The sequence below is a fragment of the Frankia sp. EI5c genome (genome assembly GCF_001636565.1).
Classification (GTDB): Bacteria; Actinomycetota; Actinomycetes; order Frankiales; family Frankiaceae; genus Parafrankia.
In genome coordinates this window covers 1-12,042 of sequence record NZ_LRTK01000004.1, presented here as the reverse complement: position 1 = coordinate 12,042, position 12,042 = coordinate 1, and the positions used below count along the sequence as shown (strand labels likewise).

At 72.3% G+C, this 12,042-nt stretch carries 8 protein-coding genes and 8 pseudogenes; 10 read left to right on the top strand and 6 right to left on the bottom strand.

Annotation, left to right across the window (positions count from 1 at the left end; genetic code table 11):
• The first annotated feature begins 108 nt into the window (after window positions 1-108).
• From UG55_RS01470 to UG55_RS01460, 4 genes and pseudogenes are all read left to right on the top strand, one after another.
• On the top strand, window positions 109-915 hold the full coding sequence (locus UG55_RS01470; RefSeq protein ID WP_066061694.1) for an ABC-2 family transporter protein: 807 nt from the start codon (window positions 109-111) through the stop codon (window positions 913-915).
• A 46-nt stretch (window positions 916-961) separates the two neighbouring features.
• Window positions 962-1,558: pseudogene (locus tag UG55_RS01465) on the top strand (ABC-2 family transporter protein); the annotation flags it as partial.
• A gap of 1 nt (window position 1,559) precedes the next feature.
• A partial coding sequence (locus UG55_RS31045; RefSeq protein WP_242423576.1) for an ABC-2 family transporter protein occupies window positions 1,560-1,861 on the top strand: 302 nt, incomplete at its 5' end.
• A gap of 41 nt (window positions 1,862-1,902) precedes the next feature.
• Window positions 1,903-2,868, top strand: coding sequence for an ATP-binding cassette domain-containing protein (locus UG55_RS01460; RefSeq protein ID WP_066061781.1), 966 nt, complete (start codon window positions 1,903-1,905; stop codon window positions 2,866-2,868).
• A gap of 234 nt (window positions 2,869-3,102) precedes the next feature.
• On the opposite strand, the gene UG55_RS01455 is transcribed toward UG55_RS01460, so the two are convergent.
• Window positions 3,103-4,161: a 1-aminocyclopropane-1-carboxylate deaminase/D-cysteine desulfhydrase gene (locus UG55_RS01455; RefSeq protein WP_083986288.1), complete on the bottom strand. Its 1,059-nt coding sequence runs from the start codon at window positions 4,159-4,161 to the stop codon at window positions 3,103-3,105.
• Between the two features lie 152 nt (window positions 4,162-4,313).
• On the opposite strand from UG55_RS01455, the pseudogene UG55_RS01450 reads away from it, so the two are divergent.
• Window positions 4,314-4,691 (top strand): annotated as a pseudogene (locus tag UG55_RS01450) (VOC family protein).
• A 109-nt stretch (window positions 4,692-4,800) separates the two neighbouring features.
• On the opposite strand, the gene UG55_RS01445 reads toward UG55_RS01450, so the two are convergent.
• Window positions 4,801-5,499: a hypothetical protein gene (locus tag UG55_RS01445; RefSeq protein WP_128422812.1), complete on the bottom strand. Its 699-nt coding sequence runs from the start codon at window positions 5,497-5,499 to the stop codon at window positions 4,801-4,803.
• Window positions 5,500-5,627: 128 nt separating this feature from the next.
• Between UG55_RS01445 and UG55_RS01440 the strand changes: the two genes are divergently transcribed.
• The gene (locus UG55_RS01440) at window positions 5,628-6,914 is read left to right on the top strand and encodes an APC family permease (protein ID WP_066061686.1); all 1,287 of its coding nucleotides are present in this window, start codon (window positions 5,628-5,630) and stop codon (window positions 6,912-6,914) included.
• Window positions 6,915-6,959: 45 nt separating this feature from the next.
• Here the strand turns inward: UG55_RS01440 and UG55_RS01435 are convergent.
• From UG55_RS01435 to UG55_RS01430, 3 genes and pseudogenes are all read right to left on the bottom strand, one after another.
• Window positions 6,960-8,174, bottom strand: a pseudogene (locus UG55_RS01435) (FAD-dependent monooxygenase); the annotation flags it as partial.
• 1 nt (window position 8,175) lies between these two features.
• The coding region (locus tag UG55_RS31040) for an FAD-dependent monooxygenase (protein ID WP_255360403.1) at window positions 8,176-8,471 on the bottom strand (296 nt) is incomplete at its 3' end.
• Window positions 8,472-8,761: 290 nt separating this feature from the next.
• Window positions 8,762-9,259: a DoxX family protein gene (locus UG55_RS01430; RefSeq protein WP_066061681.1), complete on the bottom strand. Its 498-nt coding sequence runs from the start codon at window positions 9,257-9,259 to the stop codon at window positions 8,762-8,764.
• A gap of 195 nt (window positions 9,260-9,454) precedes the next feature.
• Here UG55_RS01430 and UG55_RS46530 point away from each other — a divergent pair.
• The 4 pseudogenes from UG55_RS46530 to UG55_RS31035 form a co-directional block, all read left to right on the top strand.
• A pseudogene (locus UG55_RS46530) lies at window positions 9,455-9,731 on the top strand (epoxide hydrolase N-terminal domain-containing protein); the annotation flags it as partial.
• A gap of 1 nt (window position 9,732) precedes the next feature.
• Window positions 9,733-10,234: pseudogene (locus UG55_RS46100) on the top strand (epoxide hydrolase); the annotation flags it as partial.
• Window positions 10,235-10,708: 474 nt separating this feature from the next.
• Window positions 10,709-11,684: pseudogene (locus tag UG55_RS01415) on the top strand (DUF4232 domain-containing protein); the annotation flags it as partial.
• Window position 11,685: 1 nt separating this feature from the next.
• Window positions 11,686-11,791 (top strand): annotated as a pseudogene (locus UG55_RS31035) (hypothetical protein); the annotation flags it as partial.
• A 155-nt stretch (window positions 11,792-11,946) separates the two neighbouring features.
• Here UG55_RS31035 and UG55_RS26800 read toward each other — a convergent pair.
• Window positions 11,947-12,042, bottom strand: a pseudogene (locus UG55_RS26800) (WD40 repeat domain-containing protein); the annotation flags it as partial.

Genomic DNA, 12,042 nt, shown 5'->3' with positions numbered 1-12,042 from the left:
TGTGGAGGTGTCGCGGCCGCGGGGAGGGGCTCGTCCCGGGGCGGGGCTGGGGAAGGTCGTCTTTTTGTCGGGAGTGGCCGGGCGCGTCGCCGTATCGTCGTTGTTCCTATGCGTGCGACGGTTCGGGTCTACGGGCTGCTGTTGGTGGCGGGGTTTCGGCGGGGTTCGACGTACCGGCTGGCGGCGCTCGGTGGGCTGGTGTCGAATGTGACGTTCGGCCTGTTGAAGGTGGCGGTGCTGTTCGCGGCGGTGGGGGCGGCTGGTGGTGAGGTCGGCGGTTATGACCGTGCGCAGATGAGCACCTACATCTGGTTGTCGCAGGCGATGCTCGGTTCGGTGAATTTCTTCGGCGGCAGCGACATCGCGGAGCGGATCAAGGACGGTCAGGTCTCGGTCGATTTTCTGCGCCCGTTGGATGTGCAGGCTGCGACGGTGGTGACCGAGGTCGGGCAGGCGCTGTTCGCGTTCGTTCCCCGGGGGATTCCGCAGCTGGCGATCGGTGGTCTTTTCGTCGGGATGACGCTGCCCGGGTCGGTGGCGGTGTGGGTGCTGGGTGTGGTGAGCCTGCTGCTGGCGGTGGTGTTGTCGGCGGCGACGGTGTATCTGGTGGCCGCGGTGGGGTTCTGGCTGGTGGAGACCCGGGGCGTGCAGCTGGTGTACATGGTGGTGTCGGGGTTCTTCGCCGGGTTGTTCGTGCCGATCAGCATGTTTCCGCGGTGGTTGGAGTTGGCGGTGCAGGCGACTCCGTTCCCGTCGATGTTGATGTATCCGGTCACGGTTCTCGCTGACCGGGTGTCGGTGGGTGGTGCGTTGACGCTGGTGGCGGTGCAGGTCGCCTGGCTGGCCGGGGTGGGTGGGCTGGGTCAGGTGCTGACCCGTGCCGGCCGGCGCCGGCTGGAGATTCAGGGTGGCTGAGCCGGCGGCCCCGGCCCCGGCTCCCGTCGCGCCACCGGCCGCCGCCATGCACCCCGCCCCTGCGGCCCCTGCGGCTCAGGGTGCGCAGCTGGTGGGAGCGGTGGAGGTGGCGGCGGCCGGGTGGTCGCGGCCGGTGGCGGTGCTGGGTGCCCGGCTGCGGCCGTACCGGGCGGTGCTGGCGTCCCGGGCGCGTTCCCAGGCCTCCTACCGGGCGAACTTCGCTTTGGACCTGCTCAGTTCGCTGCTGTCGGCGGTGGTCGAACTGGCCGAGGTGTGGGTGGTGTTCCACGCGACGACGCGGCTCGGCGGGTTGGAGTTCTCCCAGATGCTGCTGGTGTTCGGCCTGGCGGATCTGGCGTTCTCCCTGGCGGATCTGGCGTTCGGGCACTGCGATCGGCTGCCGACCTATCTGCGGGCGGGCACCTTCGACGTGTTCTATCTGCGGCCGCAGCCGCTGCTGGCGCAGATGGTGACCGGTGAGGTGAGCCTGCGGCGGCTGGCGCGGGCGGCGGTGGGGTTGACGGCGCTGGTCGCCGGGCTGGTCGTCGGTGACATCTCCTGGGGGCCGGGGGCGGTGGTGTTGCTGGTGACGGCGCTGGTCAGCGGGGTCGCGACGTTCGCGGCGATGTTCGTGTGGGCGGGTNGGCTGCAGTTCTTCCTGGTGGACGGACGGGAGATGACGAACGCGTTCGTGTACGGAGGGCGGTACGCCGCCACCCAGCCGGCGGCGGTGTGGTCGCGGCCGCTGGTCGTGCTGTTCGGGTTCTTCTTCCCGATGGCGTTCACCGGGTATCTGCCGGCGTTGGTGCTGCTGGGTGAGCCGGGGCCGGTGTGGCTGCCGAGCTGGTTGGGCTGGTGTGGGCCGGTGGCGGCGGTGTGGGCGTGGGTGATGGCGGCGCTGTTCTGGTGTCTCGGGGTGCGGCACTACCAGGGAGGTGGCGGGTGAGCGGGGCGGCGGATGGTGGGGTGGGGGACGCGATTGTGGAGATGGTCGGGTTGACCCGGCAGTTCACGGTGCGGGAGGGGGTGCGGCGGCGGCGGCTGACCGCCGTCGATGATCTGACGGTGCGGATCGCGCCCGGGGAGGCGGTCGGTTACATCGGTGCGAACGGTGCCGGGAAGTCCACGACGATCAAGATGCTGGCGGGGATTCTGGTGCCGACCCGCGGCACGGTGCGTACCTGTGGGCTGCGGCCGGTGAAGGACCGGCGGCGGCTGGCCCGGCAGATCGGGGTGGTGTTCGGGCAGCGTTCGCAGCTGTGGTGGGACCTGCCGGTGCGGGAGTCGTTCCGGATCCTGGCCGCGATCCATGCGCTGCCGGCGGCGGTCGGGCGGGCCCGCACCGAGGAGCTGGTGGAGCGGTTGGAAATGGCGGATTTTCTGGCGACGCCGGTCCGGCAGCTGTCGTTGGGGCAGCGGATGCGCGCGGAGATCGCCGCGGCGTTGCTGCATTCCCCGCGGCTGGTGATTCTGGACGAGCCGACGATCGGGCTGGATGTGCTGTCGAAGCAGCGGCTGCGGGAGTTCCTGATCGCCGAGCGTGCGGTGCATGGCACGACGCTGCTGCTGACCACCCATGACATGGGGGACATTGTTCGGCTGTGTGAGCGGGTGCTGGTGATCGACCGGGGCCGGCTGGCCTATGACGGTGATCTGCCGGGGTTGGCGGGGGCGGCGGGCGCGGACCGGGTGCTGGTGGTGGATCTCGCCGGTCCGGCGGCGGATCTGACGGGGGTGCCGGCGGCCCGGCATGTGGCGAGTGAGGATCGGGGCCGGCGGCAGCGGTTGGCGTTCGACGCGGAGACGACGACGGCGGCGCGGGTGCTGGCGGCGGTCACGGCGACCGCGGAGGTTCTCGACTTCACCGTGGAGGAGCCGGACATCGAGGATGTGGTGCGCCGGTTGTATGCCGCGACCCGCCGGGTGCCCGGCGTGCCGCGGTCGGGGACGTGAACGGCGGGGCTGTCGTGAACGGCGGGGCTGTTTCGAGGTCGGGGCGGTAGCGCAGCAGCGCCCCGACCGGCCCGTAGTTCGACGCCGGGATGGTGGTGTCGGCGGGCTGGGTGACGGCGACGTGGGCGATCGTGTCGGCGAGCCGCGGCCAGCCGATGGTCTCCCCCCAGCGCAGGGTCGGTTCGTGACGATGGTGCCGCTGGCCAGTGCGGATGACCGGTCGGCCGACTTCGATCATTGCTGGTTGTCGGGGGCAGCGTGTCGGGGTGGGTGTGGGTCCGTGGGTGCGCGGTCGCCGGCGGTGCCGGTGTCGCCGGCCGCATCGCCGGCCGTGCCGGTGGCCGTGCCGGTGTCGGTGGTTTCGCATCGGCCGGTGATGACCGCGGCGACGGTGGAGGCGGCGGGGATGCGCCCGTCGTCGGCCATGGTGAAGACGGCCCGCATCATCTTCGCCACGTACACCCAGTCCAGGAGCAGGCCGTGGCGGGTGGCGAAGTCGGCGATGAAGGTGTCCAGGGTGCGGTCGCGGCGGGCGTAGCCGCCGGCGTGGAAGCCGTCGGCGACGGTCCAGTTCGTGGTCACGGCGCCGAAGGTGGCCTGTTGCAGGGCGGCGACCTCGCCGGGCAGGAACCCGCCGCGCAGCACCGCGACGCCGACGGCCCGCCGTGGCCGGGTGGGTGCGGTGGGTGCGGTGCCCGTTCCGGTGAGGCCGGCGGCGAGGCCGGCGAGGGTGCCGCCGGTGCCGACGGGGACGTAGGCGAGGTCCAGGTCGGGGATCTGGGTGAGTAGTTCGCCGGCGAGCTGCGCGCAGCCGGTGACCGCGAGGGGGTTGCTGCCGCCTTCGGGTAGCAGGTAGAAGCGGCCGAAGTGGGCGCGGAGCCGGGTGTGCAGGGCCGGGTCGGCGCGGTTGCGGTAGCGGGTGCGGTCCAGGTAGGTGAGGTGCATGCCGTGTGCGGTGGCGGCGGCGAGGACCGGGTTGAGTGGCTGGTGTTCCTCGCCGCGGATGACGCCGATCGTGGCGTATCCGTAGTGCCGGCCGGCGGCGGCGGTTGCGGCGATGTGGTTGGAGTACGCCCCGCCGAACGTGAGCAGGGTGTCATGGCCGGCCGCGGCCGCCGCGGTCAGGTTGTGGGCGAGTTTGCGCCATTTGTTGCCGGGCAGGTCGGGGTGGATCAGGTCGTCCCGTTTCAGCAGCAGCCGGATGCTGCGGGCGGCGAGCCGGTGGTCGTGGAGTTCGACCACCGGTGACGGCAGCCGCGGCACCGGTCCGTCGCGCGGTGTCCGGGGGTTCATTGTTCCCAGCCTGCCACCGCGGCGCGGATCGCCGCGAAGCCGGGGGTGGGGGCGGTGGCGCGGCTTAGGCTTGTGGGTGGCGTCGCGTGCCGTGACCGGCCGGGTGCGGCAGGCAGGTGCCGGGAGAAGCCCACGGCGGAGGGACCGCGCTCATGTCGGTCGCGTTGAACCACACGATCGTGCACTGCCGGGACCGGCGGGAATCCGCCGAGTTCCTGGCCCACATCCTCGGCCTGACGGTCGGGGTGGCCCTCGGGCCGTTCCTGCCGGTGGTGACCGCCAACGACGTCGCTCTCGACTTCGCCAGCACCGACGAGCCGGTCGCCGTGCAGCACTAAGCGTTTCTGGTGTCGGAGGACGAGTTCGACGGGGCGTTCGCCCGGCTCTGCGCGGCCGGGGTCCCCTACTACGCCGACCCGCAGGGGGCGGAACCCGGGCGGATCAACCGGCGGGACGGGGGGCGGGGGCTGTATTTTCGGGACCCGTCCGGGCATGTCATGGAGATCATCACCCGCCCGTACGGGGCCTGAGCCGGCCCCCGTCCATGCCCCCTTCGTCCTCGTCCTCCTCGTGCTCGTCGTGCTCGTCGCCGTCGTGCGATGTCCGCCCGTTCGCCGCGGCCGCCGGGGGGCCGGGTTCCTACTGGTCGCGCAGCTTGCGGGCGATCTGCTCGGCAAGCCTTTCCACCAGCGCCGTGTCGGGGCGCTGCCCGTTCACACCGCTACCGTTGACGATCAGCGTGCTGAACACCCGGCCGCGGCCGAAGTGGACCATGTCGAGGTAGGCGGCGTCGCCGAAGGTGACGCGGTAGGCGGCGAGGGCCCCGTCCGGGGTGGACAATTCGGTCATCTCGACGTCGGATTCGAGGTCGGCCTCGCTGTCGAGGGACTTGTTCTGGCAGGTCAGATAGTCGGAGTGCGCCAGGACGGCGGCGAGGGTCCTGACCTGCTCGCGGGTGTAGGTCGCGGCCAGGGAGCCGGCCTCGACGGTCTCGTCCTGTGTCGCGGAGCTGTCCTGGTCGCTGAACGTGGCGCTGACCGCGGTGTCGAGCGCGGGTGGGTTGATGGCCTCGGCGGGCTGGCCGAGGCAGGCGGCGAGTTCGGCGTCGAACATGTCGGTGGGGCTGTCGTCCTCCCCCTCCTCGGTCGCCGAGGCGTACAGCCCGACGGTTTCGGGGCCTTCGGTGAGCAGGTAGTCCACCGCCGCGATCGGCTTGTCCGCGGAGGTGTCATCGAGCAGGCCGTCGTTCCCGCCGCCGCAGGCCGCGGCGGTCAGCATGAACAGCACGCCCATCGCGGCCGTGCGGGTACGGGTCACGGCGGAGCCGGCGCGGGGCATCATTTCTCCTGACAATCATGGATACATGGCACGGAACGTGACCATCTTGGTCGAATGAGGATTCTGGCGTGTGGGTGGGGAGCGCGCAGGCCCCCACCCGATCCGCCGGGTGATCAGGAGGGGGCGCCATGAGCGGGCCCGTCGGAACGCCGCCGGCCGCCACCGGAGCACCCGACGAGCTGTCGCGGCGGCTGGGGTTGCCCGACGCCGTGCTGATCGGCCTCGGGTCGATGATCGGCGCGGGGATCTTCGCGGCGCTGGCACCGGCCGCACGCGCGGCCGGTTCGGGGCTGCTGGCCGGGCTGGGCCTGGCCGCGGTGGTGGCGTACTGCAACGCCTGGTCCTCGGCGCGGCTGGCGGCCCGCTACCCGGCGTCGGGCGGTACCTACGTCTACGGCCGGGAGCGGCTGGGGGCCTTCTGGGGATATCTGGCGGGGTGGGCGTTCGTCGTCGGCAAGACCGCCTCCTGCGCGGCGATGGCCCTCACCGTCGGTTCGTATGTGTGGCCCGGGCAGGCGCGGGCCGTGGCGGTCGTGGCGGTGGCCGCGCTGACGGCGGTGAACTACGCCGGGGTGCACAGGTCCGCCTGGCTCACCCGGGTGATCGTGGCGGTGGTCCTGGCGGTGCTCGCCGCGGTGGTCGTCGCCGCCCTCACCTCGACCGCGGCGGACACGGGCAGGCTGGACGTCGGTGACGACGCGACGGCCGGCGGGGTGGCGCAGGCCGCCGGCCTGCTGTTCTTCGCCTTCGCCGGATATGCGCGCATCGCCACCCTCGGGGAGGAGGTGCGTGATCCGGCCCGGACCATCCCCCGGGCGATCCCGCTCGCGCTCGCCCTCGCCCTGGGCGTGTACGCCGTCGTGGCGGTGGGGGCGCTGACGGTGCTGGGCCCGGGCGGGCTGGCGTCCGCCGCCGCGCCGCTGGCGGAGGTCGTCGAGGTGGCGGGGGCCGGCTGGCTGGCGCCGGTGGTGCGGGCCGGCGCGGCGGTGGCCGCCCTCGGCGCGCTGCTCGCGCTGATCCTCGGGGTTTCCCGCACCACCCTGGCGATGGCCCGCGACCGGCATCTGCCGGCGGCGCTCGCCGCGATCCATCCGCGGTCACGGGTGCCGCACCGCGCCGAGCTCGCCGTCGGCGCGGTGGTGGCGCTGATCGCCGCCACCGTGCAGGTGCGGGGGGCGATCGGCTTCTCGTCCTTCGGTGTCCTGGTGTACTACGCCGTCGCCAACGCCGCCGCCTGGACCCTCACCCCGTCCGAGGGCCGCCCGGCGCGGGTCGTCTCGGTGACGGGGCTGGCCGGCTGCCTCGGGCTGGCGTTCGCGCTGCCGATGTCCTCGGTGGTCGTGGGCTGCGCGGTGCTGGCCCTCGGTGCCCTCGCCTACGGGGTGCGTCGCACCGTGACCACCCGCCGTGCCTAGGCGGCGCCCTGCGCGGCGGCGGCGCGGGTCGTGTCCCGTGCCGGTTCAGGGGGTGGCGGCGCCGAACCAGCGGGGCAGGTGGCGCAGCAGGTCCCGCTGGTCCGCACCCGCCCAGGCGACATGGCCGTCGGGTCGCAGCAGGACGGCGGGAACGTCGAGGTCGTCGCTGACGTCGACGACGTGCTCGACCCGGTCCGTCCAGCCGGCCACCGACAGCCCGCCGGTCTGGTCGAGCAGCAGCCCGCGGCCGCCGTGGGTCAGGGTGTAGAGGGAACCGTGCCGCTTCAGGCTGAGGTCACGGATCCGCCGGCCGAGCAGGCCCGGCCCCCCGGCGCGCGCACCGCCGGCCGCCTCACCGCCGCCGCCATCGCCGTCGGCAGAGCCGCCGTCGAGGTCAAGGTCGTAGCGGACCCCGAACGCGGTGATCTTCTCGATCAGGAAGCGGTTCACCTCGTCGAGGTCCATCAGCTGTGCCAGCAGCCGGCGCACGGCCTGCGGGCCGGGTTCGGGGGACAGCAGCAGCGACTGGGCGCGGGTGTTGTCCAGGACGTCGGCGGCGACCGGGTGCCGTTCGCGGTGGTAGCTGTCGAGCAGTCCTTCCGGTGCCCAGCCGGCGATCTGCGCGGCCAGTTTCCAGCCGAGGTTGAACGCGTCCTGGATGCCCAGGTTGAGGCCCTGCCCGCCCATCGGCGGGTGGATGTGCGCCGCGTCGCCGGCGAGCAGCACCCGGCCGGCGCGGTAGTGCTCGGCCTGGCGGGTGGCGTCCCCGAAACGGCTGAGCCAGCGGGGGGTGTGCGCGCCGAAGTCGGTGCCGGCGAGTTGCCGCAGCCGTGCCCGGAACTCCTCCAGGGTCGGTGGGGCGACCCGGCCACCGCCGGGGCGTTCGGTCACGTTCTCGGCGCGGGCGACGAAGCGGTAGGTTCCGTCGCCGTCCGGTGCGGGGCCGAAACGCAGCCCGGCGGTGATGACGGCGGGGTCGGTGGCGAGGGTGGTGAGGGTGTCCGCGGAGGCGGTCACCGCCACCTCGCCGAGCAGCCATTCGACCCCGGCGGGTTCGCCGGGGAAGGCGATCCCGGCGGCCTTGCGCACGGTGCTGCGTCCGCCGTCGCAGCCGACGAGGTAGCGGGCGTGCAGCCGGGTGCCGTCGGCGAGTTCGGCGTGGACCTGCTGGTCGTCCTGGTCGAGTCCGATCAGCGCGTGGCCGCGGCGGAGCTCCGTGCCGAGTTCGGTGGCGCGTTCGGCCAGCAGCCGTTCGGTGAGNTGCTGCGGAATGCCGAGGATGTAGGGGTGTGCGGTGTCGAGGTGTGCCGGCGCGGGTTTCGCGATGCCGGCGAAGAAGCCACCGAGCGGGTATTTCGTGCCGAGGGCGAGGAAACGGTCCAGCAGTCCGCGCTGGCCCATCACCTCGATGCTGCGCACATGCAGGCCCAGTGCCCGGGCATGCGTGTTCGGTTCCGCCTCCTTTTCCAGCACGACGGTGTGTACGCCGTGCAGCCGCAGTTCGCTGGCGAGCATCAGCCCGGTCGGCCCGCCACCGACAATGATCACATCAGGCATGGAGCCCCTTCTACCGGCTTCTGGGGATCGAGGTCTTTTTCGGGGTGTTGACGTGGATGGCGTGCTGCGGCGCCGTTTCCGGCGCCGGGCTGAGATTCTCGGGTACGGCCCGGGTCTTGCGGCAAGCCCCCCTGTGTGCTATATCTTGAAAGTGGCGGCGAGGTGGTTCCTCACCGCCCTTGCTGTTTCACCGCCCTTGCTGTTTCGCTGTTCCCGGGGGCCGTCAGGGCATGTCAGAAGCCCCGTTCGTCCTGGGCGGTGAGCGGTGGCGTGTGGGACCCGCGTGTCGTTCAGGTCGCGCTGGTGGCGGTGGCCCGGTGGTGGTGCCGTCGCAGGCGGGCGTCGAGCGAGCAGGTGCCGGCGCCGACGAGAAGCAGGAACAGGCTGCCGCACAGCTGCGCGAGGTCGACGCGGGATTCGTGCAGGAAATCCCACCAGCCGGACGCGTCGTCGAAGAGCGGCGCGTCGCCCCACAGGACGGGCAGCTTGGTGATGAGCAACGCCCCGAGCATGTCCACGATCATCGGCACGGTGGCTGGGCGGGTGAGCAGCCCGGCGAGGATCAGCGCACCGCAGACGATCTCGAAGACCCCGTCCAGGGGTGCGAAGAAGCCGGGGGCGGGGATACCGGCCTGGTCGAAGCGACCGGTGCCCTGCCTGTCAGGGTGCAGGAACTTCCCGATGCCCTCGGAGAGGAAGACCACGCCGACGTAGAGGCGGATGAGGACGACCGCGGCGGGCGCGTCGGTCGCGATATGCCGGGGCCACCAGGTGCCGAGCCGTGTCATCCGAGGTGCCTCCCCGCCAGTGTGCCGTCTCGGGCCCCGGCAGCATCCCGCGCGCCGCCGGGCGCCGGCGGTGACGCGCCCGGCCGCCGCCGTGTCGTGGTGGGATGACGGGCAGGAAACGGCGGCGGCGTGGCGAGAAGCGGCCCCGCCCGGCGCTTCGCCCCGCCGGCCGCGACCAGTCAGGAGAACCACACCATGCCCGCCGCGCAGGCCTTCCCCCTGCAGCCCACCCCGATCCGGGTGTCCGAGGATGTCCTCGACGATCTGCGTGCCCGGCTCGCCCGGACCCGTCCGCCGCTGGACGAGGGGAACGAGGACTGGTCCTACGGCGTCCCGGCGGCCTATCTGGGGGAGCTGGTCGGCTCCGGGCTGCCGCTGGACTTCTTCAACGGCCCGCGCGCGTGGGACTTCGCCCGCAACCGGCCCCTCACCGACGACCAGCCCGCCGACATCCGGGCCCGGATCATCGAGCNGGACCGCCGCTCGGCGTCCCACCTCACCGTGCACATGCTCGACGGCGCCACCCTGGCGCACGGGCTGAGTGACTCACCCGCGGGCCTGCTCGCCTGGCTGCTGGAACGTTGGAACGCCTGGAGCGACAACGGCGGCGACGTCGAATCCGTGTTCACCCGTGACGACCTGCTCACCCACGCCACGATCTACTGGGTGAACAACTCCATCGCCACGTCGATGCGGTACTACGCCAACGCCAACCGTCACCCCTGGGTCCCCGCCCACGACCGCACCCCGGTCGTGCAGGCCCCGACCGGTCTCACCCTCGTCACCTATGAGAACCCGCCCGGTGTCCACACCGCCGCCGAGCGCGTCCAGGCGTTCAAGGCCGGCCCGCAGGCCGGCTGGTTCAACCATGTGAACGTCAGCGCGCACGACCACGGCGGCCACTTCATCCCCTGGGAGAACCCCGACGCCTGGGTGCGCGACCTGCGCCGCACCTTCCACGGCCGCAGACCCTGAACGATCTGGCCGCTGCCGCTGCGGGCGGCCCGCGGCGGCGGATCCGGGCCCTAGTACACCAGCGGTGCATACCGCCAGGCGTCGCTGTACTCGACGCAGTGCGTTCCCCGCTGGTCGGTGCGCGAGGACAGGCACTGGTGCAGGTAGTCGTGCCGGCCGAGGAAGATCGAACCGGCCGCGATCAGCCCGAGGACGCACGCGACCGCCCAGCGCTGGACAGCGCCCCGGTTGTGGTCCGACCAGGCCAGCAGGAGCGCGGCCAGGGGTGCGCCGGCCGCGATCGCGGCGGCGAGGAGCAGGGCCCGGTCGCCGGCGAGGATCTGGGCTCGGGTCGTCATGTCACCGGTCCAGTTGGCGGTCATCAGCGCCGCGTACGACAGGCATACCGCCGGGCCGAGAATTCCCCCGACGCCCAGCAGCAGCCGCAGGAGAAAGGCCGCCCCCGNGGCAGGCCACCTCGAAGTCCGATCGGTCATGGGACTGATTCTCGCCCAGTGCCGCGGCACACGGGGACACACCCTGCGTGGGATACGTGGGATAGTCGGCGTCGAAACCCGGCGCGGATCGGTGCACGCCGAATCGGTGCACGCCAGGCGCCGGCGGTGGCTGAACGTTCCTACCCGTCGAGGGGATGACCGGATGCGCAGAGCGGTCCCCCCTCGCCCGACGCTCGCCGTATTCCTGCTGCTCACGCTGCTCACGGCATGCGGATTCGTCACCGGGAGACCGACCGTGGTCCGGACCGGTGTCACTGGTCCGGCGGTGGACGGCGTCCGGATCACCTCGATGACGGTGTTCTCCGGCTGGCATCCCCCGTGCCCCGACGTTGCCGACCTGACCCCGGACCCTCTCCCCACCGGCGACCCGGGGATCTTCGCCGACTACGAGGTCACCAACTCCGCCGCCGAGGCACTCACCTACACGATCCGGTTCGACTTCACCACGGATGTCCGTGCGGCCGTGACCAGCAGATACCAGACGGTGCGTTCGGTGGGCCCCGGCGGGGCCGTGCGCGGCACGGTCCGGCTGGGCGTGCTGGAGCGCGAAACGTGCCCGGTGACGGGTGTCAGGGTCGCCGAGGTGACCAAGGTGCCCGCCGGTGAGGCGCCGCCTGCGTCCGGGGAGTGTTCACCGTCGGGCGTCCGGCTCGCTCTCGGTGACCTCACGGCGGCGGCGGGGCGGCGGGCGGCGGATCTGCTCCTGGAGAACTGCGGGACGGGCGACTACACCCTCGACGCGGATGGTGCCCCGCTGCTGGAACTACTGGGCAAGGACCGGTCCCCCGTCGAAGGTGTCCAGATTCTGCGGGACGGCGGCAGCGTCCCGGAACCGGGTTTCGACGAGCCGGCCGGGCCGCTGGTCCTGAGGCCGGGCGAGAGTGCCGTTTCGAGCCTCACCTGGCGCAGCACCACCGAGCTCGGCCCCGCCCCGGTCGACGTCCCGTACGTCANGGTGCGGGCCCGGCAGGGCGCCGATCCGGTGACCCTGACACTGCGCGTGGACCTCGGCACCACCGGGGAGCTGGCGGTCAGCTCCTGGAGACGCCGGCCGGTGTGAGGGCAGCAGAGGAAGGGCCTGGGTCGGGTCGCCCGTACCCGTCTCGTTCAGCGTGCGCCCGTCCACCGGATCTTTGACGTTTGACAGGCTTCCTACGCGCAAGGCCGGCGGTCGGGCCGTTTCCGGGGGTTTTCGTGTGCCTCCGCTCATCCGGCTTCCCACAGCCGCACCGTCTCGTCGTCGGCGGTGGTGGCGAGGGTGCGCCCGTCGGGGGAAAAGGCCACCGACCGCACCGGGTCGGTGTGGCCGGT

Excerpts from the sequence above, each read along its gene's own strand:
- UG55_RS01470 (WP_066061694.1), top strand. The coding sequence starts at position 109 with ATGCGTGCGACGGTTCGGGTCTACGGGCTGCTGTTGGTGGCGGGGTTT.
- UG55_RS01460 (WP_066061781.1), top strand. The coding sequence starts at position 1,903 with ATGGTCGGGTTGACCCGGCAGTTCACGGTGCGGGAGGGGGTGCGGCGG.
- UG55_RS01455 (WP_083986288.1), bottom strand. The coding sequence starts at position 4,161 with ATGAACCCCCGGACACCGCGCGACGGACCGGTGCCGCGGCTGCCGTCA.
- UG55_RS01445 (WP_128422812.1), bottom strand. The coding sequence starts at position 5,499 with ATGCCCCGCGCCGGCTCCGCCGTGACCCGTACCCGCACGGCCGCGATG.
- UG55_RS01440 (WP_066061686.1), top strand. The coding sequence starts at position 5,628 with ATGAGCGGGCCCGTCGGAACGCCGCCGGCCGCCACCGGAGCACCCGAC.
- UG55_RS01430 (WP_066061681.1), bottom strand. The coding sequence starts at position 9,259 with ATGACACGGCTCGGCACCTGGTGGCCCCGGCATATCGCGACCGACGCG.